The organism is Collinsella ihumii (assembly GCF_030385545.1).
GTDB lineage: Bacteria > Actinomycetota > Coriobacteriia > Coriobacteriales > Coriobacteriaceae > Collinsella > Collinsella ihumii.
In genome coordinates, this window is record NZ_JAUEIQ010000009.1 from 113,713 (window position 1) to 124,557 (window position 10,845).

The 10,845-nt window shown below is 59.3% G+C and carries 3 protein-coding genes; all 3 read right to left on the reverse strand.

From position 1 onward, the window contains the following. Window positions 1-114 precede the first annotated feature (114 nt). The 3 genes from QVN30_RS09585 to QVN30_RS09595 all read right to left on the reverse strand — a co-directional run bounded on the left by QVN30_RS09585 (window position 115) and on the right by QVN30_RS09595 (window position 10,393). On the reverse strand, window positions 115-7,161 hold the full coding sequence (locus QVN30_RS09585; protein ID WP_289836199.1) for an S-layer homology domain-containing protein: 7,047 nt from the start codon (window positions 7,159-7,161) through the stop codon (window positions 115-117). Window positions 7,162-7,453: 292 nt separating this feature from the next. Then, window positions 7,454-8,911, reverse strand: coding sequence for an S-layer homology domain-containing protein (locus tag QVN30_RS09590; protein WP_289836200.1), 1,458 nt, complete (start codon window positions 8,909-8,911; stop codon window positions 7,454-7,456). A 276-nt stretch (window positions 8,912-9,187) separates the two neighbouring features. Further along, entirely contained in the window at window positions 9,188-10,393 is a 1,206-nt protein-coding gene (locus QVN30_RS09595; RefSeq protein WP_289836201.1) for a LuxR C-terminal-related transcriptional regulator, read from the reverse strand. Between the last annotated feature and the right edge of the window lie 452 nt (window positions 10,394-10,845).

Below are 10,845 nucleotides of genomic sequence, written 5' to 3' on the forward strand. Positions count from 1 at the left end.
CTGCTCGATGCGCCAACTTCCTCAAGAATGAACGCATATGTAGGGGCGTACGAAAAGCGCCCGAGGGAAAGCCTCGGGCGCACATCGGTCAAACGGCCTGTATTCTCCTAGGCGTTATGCCTTTTCGGAGAGGTTCATCAGGAGCGCAGCCATCTCTGCGCGCGTGCAGGCCCGCAGCGGCTGAATCTCGCGCGTGCCGTCTTCGAGCTCAAAGCCGTGAAGGATGTCGCTCGCTACCGCCCATGCAAGAGATTCCTCTGCCCATTCGGAGACCTCTTCCGCATCCGGATATCCAGACAAGTCGGCACGGGCTGATGTGTCGATACCGAGCCTGTCAGCGGAGTTCTTGAGCACGCAGGCCGCCTGTTCGCGGGTGAGCGGGTCGTCGGGTCCGAACGTCGATCCGTCACCGTATCCATGGAACACCTCCTCGGCAAGCGCCCATGCGACCGCCTCGGCGTAGAACGCTTCAGGATCGCAGTCTTCCGGCAGGTCGTAGGTCCTCTGAGGTTCATCGGAGATGCGCCATAGCACGGTTGCCATCTCGGCGCGCGTGATGGGGTTGTCGGGACCGAACGTGCCGTCATCGTAACCGACAAGCGTTCCCGTGGTGACGGCCCAGTCGATAGACAGGTGGTACCACAGGCTCTGGTCGACATCTTCCAGATGGGCTGACGAGCACAAGGGGCCGCCGTCGCACACGAACGTCACGGTGATCGTCACCTGGTCTGCAGGCTGCGCATAGGTCCACGTCCCGTCGCCGTTGTCGACGAGATCAATCGGCTCTCCGTCACGGTCCACGACGGTGACCTTGTCGACCGTCATCCCCTCGTCGGGCACGGGGGTGATGGTGACCTTGTCGCCTTCGATCGGATACCGGGGATCGATGGTGACGGAGCCGCCTCCGCCGGGAATCTCGATGTCGGGTTCATATGTCGGAGGAGGAACGACAACCAAGGCGAGCCCGTCGCTTTGCGATGTCACATAATAGGACCCATTGTCGCTCGTAAAGCTTGCGAGCGCGTTGCGGGCGGTGTCTGCGTCAGAATCGGCGAACGTGCCTGAGCCGTTCTCCATGGTCACGCCGATATCGGTTCCTGATACGGGTGCTCCTTTAAGGTCGATTGTTTTCTCTGCAGGTACGTAGAGGTTGTCGTTCTTGTTCGCAGAGACGGTGATGGCTTGAGGGGAGGTCGTGTCGGCGTTGACGGTGACCGTGCCGCCGGCATGCACGCCAGCGCCCACAGGAGCCTGGTTGTTCGATATGGTGCCGCCGTACAGGTTGAACGTTCCATCGGAGCTGTCGAACGATGCGGTATCCGGCGTGCTCATGAGGGCGATGTCGACCGACATCTCAGCGGTGATGTCTCCGCCATCGACAGTCTCCCAATCGTTGATCTCAGCATCTCCGACCTTCATCGGGTTCGGTGCCGGAGCCGAATCGTCGGCTGAGCGAACGGCGACACCACCGCCGTTGGTAGAGGCGGAGTTGCCAGAGATCTCTCCCCCGTACATGTTGAACTTGCCGCCACCGAAGACGTAGACGCCTCCGCCGTAGCCCTCATCGCCCGTGGCCGTGTTGCCGGAAATCTGCCCGCCGTACATGTTGAATGTGCCGTAGACGCCCACGCCTCCGGCATAGGTGTAGGTTTTGCCGTCTTCCGTGTAGGAAAGGCCCGTCTTGCCGCTGATGGTGCCAATGCGGACGTCATCGCCCGTAGCCGAACCGCCCGAGTCGTAGAGGTTGAGCGTCGAGCCCTCGGTGACGATGATCGCGCAGGTGTCGGCGTCGAGGGAGTATCCGCAAAGATCGAGGTAGACCGTCGCGGGAGTCGTGTCGGTGCCGATATACAGGGTATTGGTCATGAGCTTGACGTCATGTGCGTCTGCGATGCTGCCGATCGACAGGTCACCGGTGAGCTCATAGGTGCCCGCCTTAAGCGAGATGGCGTCGACGTTCTCCTGTCCGTCAGCTTCATCCAGCGCCTTATCGAGCTGGCCGTTCAGATCCTTGTCGTCGATGTCCTCCCCTGTTTCGACCTGCTTGAATGCCGCCGTCACGTTGACGTTGGATGCGGGCATCTGGAAGGTGATCGTGCCATCTTCCTGTTTTGCCGTTGTGACAGATGTCCCGTTTACATCGGTGACGCTGACGGAATCGAGCTCGTAGCCTTCGGCCGGCGAGGCGGTGATGGTCACGACGGCGCCTTCTTGCGCCTTTGTGGGGCTGACGGCGATGGAACCGTTTTCGATTCCCTCGGCGATGTTTACCGTGTATTCGGGTTTTTCCGGTTCGGGGAGGTCGATCGATACCGCGTTAGAGATCGCCGAGGCATCGTGGTTGTACGAGGTCAGCTGGAGCGTGTAGCTTGCGCCTTGGGTGAGTCCCGTCAGCTGATAGCTCGACTGATCGGGCTTGATGGCAAAGGGAGATCCCTCGACGTGCTGTCCGTCATTGGATGTGACGGCCAGCGAATAGCTGGTGATCACGGCGCCGTTGTCTGTCGACTGGGTCCAGGTGACGTCGATTGCGCCCGGCTCCTCCCCTACCTGAGCGTTCAGGGTCGGAGCGTCGGGGGTAATGGCGGTGAACGTGGTTACAATGCGCACGTCGGCATCGGGCATGGTGAAGGTGTAAGTGCCGTCGGAATTGGGCGTTGCGGACACGTTGGTGCCGTTGCTCGTGATGGCGAGCGCGTCCAGATTAAAGCCTTGCGTTGGACTCGGCTTCACGGTGATGGTTTCTCCGACGATGGCATTCTGCACGACGGATACAGTACCGTTTTCGGTTTGCTCGACGACGATGGTGTGCGAGGTCGGTTCGGGTGCGGTGTATGCGATCGCATACCACGCGGAAGAGCCCTCAGTCGTAAACGTCACCGAGGAATCAGATTTCGTTGCGTCGATCTTGGTGGCACTGTGCGAATCGGGGTCGATGCGGTAGACGGAGTAGGTTCCAGGCTTGATTCCCGAGTCGCTGGGAAACTCGAATACTATGGCTTGCGCCGCTGCATCGGTGATCTCCGCGCCGCCGACAGGGTTCATCGGTGAGAGCGCAAAAGCGGCCTCAAGAGACGTATTGCCGTCTGGTGTGATGCCGATTGCCTGCTCGACTTGTTCCTGTTGCGCGTCGTCCAATGCCGAGCGTACCCAGAGGGTACCGTCACCGGATTCGGCAAGCGCGTCGACCGCTTCGATCGTGATGTCGAGGAAGAGATAGTCTCCTTCGTTAGGTTGCTGAGCTTCAACGCGGATGGTGGCAGTCTGCCCCACCTCTGTGGTCCAGAGTTTCAGGGTGATGGCGGATTGATTTTGAGGGACCGTGCCGAAGAAGCTTAGGATGCTGCTCGGATCGTTCGTCTTATTCACCGAAGAGATGGCCGCGCCGTTCAGCAGGCTTGTCAGATCGTATTGGCGTGAAACGGATGGGCCGGCGGGAATCATGATGTGGCCAGTTGAGGCCACCGCCTGACTTGTTGTGATGTCACGCGACGTCTCTGCGGCGAATGAGCCTATGTTGTCCCCGGTTGCCTCAACGGCCTCAACGCGCTTGTGGAGGATGTACGTGGTGCTATGTTCAAGCCCGTCCCATGTGATGTTGATGCGGTTTTCATCGGATGTCTGTCTCGTTGGTTCGACAGTGTCGTCGCCACGCTTCAGCTCGTATTCAGCCTTATCGCTTGCCCAATCCACGATGCGGATGGAGTTGTATGAGACGGCCAGATCGATAGGTTTATCCAGAGAGACCAAGCGACGTTTAGGAATCTCGATCTCGGTCACGGCCTCGGTGTCTCCGCCGGATGATGCATAGCGGGCATAGAGACTGTTCGGAGTCTCGGTGGCTTGCGCGATGTAGGCTGTGATCGATGCGGTGTGATGTTCATCGAGTGTGATCTGCTCGGAGCAGGCGCTATCAGCATACAGGTTCACGCCTTCGGGAACCGTGAGCGTTTCTGCGGCGTAGCCGATCGTGAACTCGCTTGGATCGGGCAGCAGGTTGGGAAGGGTGATGGTCACCTGGTTGGACTCGATGGTGCCGTTCTCTGCGGAATCGCTGGCGCTCCATGCTGCCTGCAGCCAGAACTCGTAGGTCTGTCCGGGTACGAGCTCGGTGATTGTTGCCGTATTCGTTTCGTATGTCGATTTGTCGGCATCGACGGTGTCGATCGTGATGGGATTATCGGTGCTGCCAGTCTGCTTAGCGAGAATCGTATAGCCGTCGATGGTGGCGCCGTTCGTGTTGGCTATCGTCCACGAGAAGCCGACGGTAACCGACTCGTATCCTTCTCCGTCACGCCGTGCGCTGGCAGAGAGCGCGGGCGCCTCGGGAGCAGCAGCGGTCGTGGTGATATCGATCGAGGAGATGGCTGAACGGAAGCTTCCGTAACCAGCGTTGTTGGCCTCGCGGCGTGCCTGGAGCGTGTAGGTCGTAGAAGGCTCGAGGTTGTCGAACGTGATGGCACGGGCTCCATCTGCATCGATGCGTTTGACTTCTGCGCCATTCGCTAGCAGGCGATATGATACGTCTGAATCGCCGGTGAAGGAGATGCTTGTCGAAGTGACCGTGATGCCTGCTGCGTCAAGAGTGGGCCCTTCTGGGCGCGCGGGAATGTCGACTTCGGTCACGGACTGCAAATCGGTAGGGTCCGCCGTCGCATACCGTGCATAGACGCTCGTTGGGGTGTCGCTGATCAGATCGGAGATGCTGATGCTGAGCTTGGACGAGTTCTCGTTCAGCTGATTGGTGCAATCTCTGTCTGCATAAAGGTTGACACCGGCGGGGAACGACAGAGCCTCGCGTATATAATCAATGGTGAAGGCAGATTTGCTGGGAGACTCAGACACCGTCATGAAGGTGACGGGAGTGCTGAGCGCTTTGCTTGTCGAATCTCTCTGGACAAAGACGTACGAAGACCCCGGCTCCAGGTTATTGAACGTGGCGCTCGCCTGCCAAGCGGAGTTCTCCCCTACGAGTTGGTACTCATAGCCTTCGCCAGCGTCCTGAAGCGTGATGCTGGTCGTGGTGCGGCTTGCGAGCTTCGGGGCGGCAACCGCCGTTTCGCCCGATACAACAACCGCCTCGCTCGTGACGCTGCCCTTAAAGAAACCTGTGCCGGAAACAACGCAGTTGATGATGGCGTCCTTGTCGCCATCTGTCAGCGAGTAGGTGTTTTTCAGCGCGCCGTTGATGGGCTGCCCGTTGCGATACCACGTAAACGTCAGGCCATTATAAGATCCGTCATACGCAGTCTGTGCTGCTTGAGACGGTATCAATCCACTCAGGTCGACCTTAAGCGTCGTACCTGGTGTGACGGTGCCCTCAAGGGCTGTGCCGCTGGCATCCGTCAGCGCGATGCTGCCCGAAATGTCAACTGTGGGAGTAGCGTAGAAGCTTTCGACGCCCGATTCGGTAATGGCAAAATCTTTGTCGCCAGTGTCGACATTCGTCAGCGGTTCGCCAGCATAGTACAGAGCTCCAACCTGGGCGCCGATATCCGTTGTGGCCACAGATGCGTACCCGTAGCCGAGCTCGCCGATCTTGCTTCCGTTTGAGGTCGTCACGGCCCCAGGAGTCTCCATTGCGTACGGCGCGTACGTTCCGGAGGCGTCTGCGAGCACCATCGTCGTCTGGACCACGTTGGTGTCGGAAGACGACACCGTACCCGCATAGATGGCCATGGAACCCGACTTCGCGTTGATGATCGGCGTACCGGAAATGGTGACCGAGCACTCATCGCGCAGACCGGAAGCCTCAACGATATGGGTTTCAGCTTTCGACGCGCTGTTGATACCGAAGAGATCCAGCATCGAACTGAGCAGGCTCAGGCTCGAAGTCCCTCCCCATGTGATATCTCCGGCGCCCACCTCAATCTCGACGCCGTCTTCAGGCACCTTGTTCGTATAAACTTCCGCCCCCGATCCGATGGCAGCGGATGCGATACTCGTCGCGGTGACGTTGCTCGATCCGGAGATAGAAATGCTGAGATGACACGCGTCGTCTATCGCTGTCGAATTGCTCGGATTGATCCAAGGCATGCCGATGGCTGAGCCATACGTGCTTGCCGCCTCGACAACGCTGTTCTCGATTATGATGGACGGGTTCTCGATGCCCATATCTTCATATCGGCCGTACAGCGAATCGCTCGGGCCTATTGCCGCGGATCTCTTGCTCTTTGCATGAACCTCAGAGTCTTTGATGATGATCTCCTGGAAGGTTCCTCCGAGGCATCCGGTGAGGTTCGCGTTGATTCCGTATACCGTGCTGCCCTCGATGTTGATGGTGTGCGAGTTGCCCAAGACCGCGGTTCCGGCGTTCCCCTCGAACACGTTCGCGTTGAACGCTATCGTCGAGTTCTTGATGGCGATGGACGACGTGGAGAGTTCGTCCCGAGATTCATCGCTTGTCAGGTAGTCAAATGAGGTAATCGAGCTGATGCCGTCAATCGATGAATCTTCGATATGGATCTGGTTGGCGATGAAGTTCCGATAGTCGTTGCTTACATCGGTCTCTGAGCACTCGATCGCCGCATCGTGAACGGTGAGTTTGTCGCACGTAATCGACCCCTTGAGCGTAATGCTGCCTGACAAGGTCAAATCGATCTCGTCATTAATGAACCAGAGGTCGAGATGCGCGATCTGGCTGGAGGCGGAGATATTCAGGGAGTCACAGGCTGGGTCAACAACCAGCTGGTCAATCGCACACATGCCGTCGTATACCAGTGAGAGTGTGCCTGTCGCGTCTCTGAAGTTAATATTGGCGGAGTTGTTGAAATCTTTCAAGATGAGGCGGGTGTTACAACCTTCAACGGTAAGGGACACCCTATTCGTGACGTTCGGATTGCCTACGACCGTAACCGTTGAATCCGCAGCCTGCGGTCTGACAGTCACATACAGAGTGTCTTCGGAAAACTCATTGAGTTTTGTGAAGTCAAGGATCGAATCACCTTCGAGATCTGCAACGACTGAATTGACATCTTCAGTTCGGGTAAACGAATACGTTGTGGTGCCCGAGACCCAGTCGGTTGAGACGGTGTACCCTTTGTCGGAGCCGTCTGCGGCAAACGCAAGGTTCGGAACACAGACGATCATCGTCAGCACAATGGCGAGCGTACGAATGATTCTGCGTATCGACATGCCCATTTCGTCATCCCCCTCGAACATGGTGATTGTCGGTAACATTTTCACGCCCACAACGCATTTGCGCATCACCCGTTTATCAATTGTTATGGGTGATGCTGTGAAAGGCGAAAAGGGGGTCAATGACACAAAGTGGGCAAAATGGCACGCTAACAGCTTCTACGGACTTCCTTTAGCGTGCTAAATTGCCCACTATGTGTCATTGACCCCCTGTTGGCACGGGTATGGTTAAGCTTCATGTCGTCGATATAAAAGCCGCCCCGACCGGACAGCTCGATCGGGGCGGCGGAATCGCAATATGGCGTTGGTAGAGACGTTACTCGCCGGCGAGCAGGTTCATCATGAGGCCTGCAAGCTCCGCACGGGTGCAGGCACGACCGGGCTGGAGTTCACGGGTGCCATCTTCGAGCTCATAGCCGTTGATGATGTGGGAGGCCACGGCCCAGGACAGGGAGTCGGACGCCCAGTCGGACACGGCGTCCGCGTCAGGGAAGGCGCTGAGATCCGTGCGCGGGGTCACATCGACGCCGAGTATCGCCGCGGCGTTCATCAGGACGCATGCGGCCTGCTCGCGCGTGAGCCACGCGTCGGGGCCGAAGGTGCCGTCGTCATAGCCGTTGAATACGTGGACGGTGAGCGCCCAGGCTACGGGTGCGGCGTACCATTCCTCAGGGTCGCAGTCGTCGGGCAGGATGGAGGTGTCGACGGCAGGTTCACCAGCGATGCGGTGGAGCACCGTTGCCATCTCGGCACGGGTCATGGGGTTGTTGGGGCCGAAGGTGTTGGAGCCGTCGTCATAACCGGTCATGGTTCCGGTGGCTGCGGCCCACATGACGGCGTTATAGAACCATTCGCCTTCGGGGACATCGACAAAGCCGACACCGGGCTCCGGATCGGGATCTTCAGGCGTGAGGATATCGATGACGGCATTCACGGCTGCGGCGATGAGCTGATGGCCGTAAGCGTTGGGGTGGATGTCCAGATTGAAGTCGGTCATGGAGGCGAACGACGCGTTGAACGGATTGTTCTGGGCTTCGCTCAGGACTCCGTACACGTCGACTACGGTGTACGTGCTCGAGCCGGCTCCGGCGGAGATGATGCCGTTCAGGGCGTTCGCAGCTGTCTCGAAAGCGGTGTTGACGGGTGCGACGTCGGGGTTATCGATGAAGCTGAAGGGATTGTACTGATTGAGCACCAGGATGGTCGCATCGGGATTCGCCGTTTTGAGCGCACCGATGATACCGGTGAGGTTCTGGGAGAACGATGCAAGCGCGTCGGCAGCCTGCTGAGAGGCTGCGAACTGCTCGATAAGGGGGAGCAGCGCTTCGACCATGTCGGGATCGGGGTCCTCGGCGGCAAGGGCGGTTGCGATCAGCTCAGGGGTGACGGGCACGCCGAGCATGGTGCTGTACTGGTCGGCAAGATACATATACAGGGCGTTAAGCAGATCGTTGCCGCCAACGGAGATGGTGATGACGTCGGCTCCGGCAATCGCAGAGTACGAGGCGTTTTCAATGTCGGTGACAAGGGCCAGCACCTCATAGGATGCGGCGCCGTCGACAGCGAGGTTGGTGGTGTCATACCCCTGCTGATCGGCAACGAGGCTCACAAAGCCCTCAGTGGCGGGGTCGGCCAGGCCGTAGCCGGTGGAGATGCTGTCGCCGAGCGCGACATAGCTCTCCGCTTCTGCTGCTTGCGCGTGAGCCGGCATGAAGCCGACTGCAAGAACCAGGGCGCACAGCACGCTGAGCAATCCGAGGAACCGTTTTCTCATGGGTTACTCCTTCCGTGTCGATATGACGGGAGGCCCCGCGCAGCCCGACTGCAGCGCTGGGCTCCTCAACAATATTTTCATATCTGGAAGAATCCTCCATCACCCATTTGAGAAGAAAAATGGGTGGGTCGGTTGTGGCGCAATCTGCCGGACAAACGGCCTAGGCAGCTTCTCGGGCGGCGTGCCTGTAGCGTACCGTCGGTAGTGCAAATCGGGGACGTACCTTCTGCGTGCACAAATGCACGCAGAAGGTACGTCCCCGATTTGCATTCGTCGCTAGCGGAGGAGGTGGGCGGCGAGGTCTTGACGCCTTTTGACGCCGAGCTTTCTCAATACGATTGAGATGAAGCTCTTCACCGTGTTGGGGGAAACGCCCAGATGCTCTGCTATCTCCTGATTGGTCCAGCCGCGCGCTGCGAGCATGGCCGCAGCGAACTCCGTGGTCGTGAGGTTGTCCGCCACCTTATCACCGGTATCCGGGTTGTGGATCCGTCTCCAGCCGGCGGAGAAGCGGTAGGTGATCTCGATGATGCGCCGGAAGTCATCCGGCCAAGAGGGTTTGATGACCGCTTCGAGCATCCCGCCCAGCAGGCCGTGATGCTCGCCCAGCGGTTCGATGAGGTCGTCGGGTCGGGCAAGGTTCCATGCGGCAAGCAGATGACGCTTCGCATCCTCGACGCGACGTAGGGCCATGAGGTCCATGACGGCGATAAGGTGCAGGTAGATGGCCGGAATGGGATAGACCTCGTCCATCATGGCAAATGCTCCGAGGGCAAGACCGAGACTTGTCTCGTACTGGCCGTCCAGGTAGAGCCGGTGTGCTTCGACATAGCAGGAAAACATGCGCAGACCGGACGGGAGAAGCGGAAGCGTTTCGCGGGCGGAGGGAAGTCCCTCCGGGTCGGGAAGGTGCAGCAAGACGCAGGCGGTCCGCGTGATGAAGGCGGCCGTGGCGCTCAAAGATCCGTCCTGGCCTTTCTCCTTGCTTGCGGCCAGAGATTTCATCGCGTGCTCCAAGACGGTTCGCGCCTCATCGATCTCCCCCAGCGCAAGGCTTGCATACGAGAAGATCAAGCAGCACGAAAGCCTGATTTCGAGATCTGGAGATGAAAGGTTCTTGCGGGCGAGCTCGGCTGCGCGCCTGGCGTCCCCGGTAAAGTAGGCGAGCTCGGCGAGCGCGACGTCCCGGCGCTCCCCCGCTTCGAGAGAGTCTGCATATGAGCGCGCGTGGCCGGGTTTGAACGGAGCGTTCATCAGAGGCATGAGGTTGGAGCACGTGCTCGGGGTTCGACGTTTGGGCACGGGTTGCGGGTCGGTCGAGGCGCTGCGCGGGTCTCCTGGCTTTACCGTGCCCTCGGGGATGCGCCAGGTGCGGGAGAAGCGCTCAGCCCCATCGATGCGGCCCTGGGCGCAATAGCGTTGCACGAGCCGCTCGGACACACCCCATCGGCGCGCGGCCTCGCTCACCGTCATGTATTTCATGATGCCTTCCCCCTTACGGCCGCCACGAACATGCGCGACCGCTCTCTTGTCTGGAAGAAGCATAGCAAACTCCGTTCGCACGAACGAACACTTTGCCGTTAACGGAATGCGCGGGTTGTCTATTGGGGCGAACTTGTGCGCGTGTGAGATGCTTGCGCCCGGGCTTGCGGTCGCGCCCGCGCCCCGAACGGGGTTCGATCCACCGAGGGCGGTAACGAAAAGAGCCCCTACCGAGGTAGAGGCTCTTAGTAATTCGAGGGTGGAGACGAGGGGGATCCGCGGTCGCCTGCGCGACCGCACCCGCTTCGGCCGCTCTCGCGGCCTCGCGCGCTGCGCGGTGAACGGCTCCGCCGTTCACACGCTCCGCGCCCCGAACGGGGTTCGATCCCCCTAGGGCGCTAATGAAAAGAGCCCCTACCGAAGTAGAGGCTCTTAGAAATCCGAGGGTGGAG